This window comes from Neisseria sp. P0001.S005, assembly GCF_051963715.1.
Window position 1 is genome coordinate 1 of sequence record NZ_JBQCTZ010000865.1, and the last position, 326, is coordinate 326.

The 326-nt window shown below is 56.7% G+C and carries 1 protein-coding gene; it reads left to right on the top strand.

What is annotated here, in order from left to right; genetic code table 11:
* On the top strand, positions 1–326 hold a 326-nt coding region (locus ACTHSP_RS23255; RefSeq protein WP_440347148.1), incomplete at both ends, for a hypothetical protein.

The following is a 326-nucleotide window of genomic DNA, read 5'->3' on the forward strand; positions in this document are numbered from 1 at the left end:
ACTGGTGCTACTGGTGCTACTGGTGCTACTGGTGCTACTGGTGCTACTGGTGCTACTGGTGCTACTGGTGCTACTGGCGCTACTGGCGCAACCGGCGAAAAAGGCGAAAAAGGCGAAAAAGGTGACACTGGCGTAACCGGCGCAACTGGTGCTACCGGTGCAACTGGTGCTAAAGGCGATACCGGTGCTACTGGTGCAACTGGTGCTACTGGTGCTAAAGGTGCTAAAGGTGATACCGGCGCAACTGGTGCAACTGGTGCAACTGGTGCTACTGGTGCAACTGGTGCTAAAGGTGACACCGGCGCTACTGGCGCAACCGGCGAAAA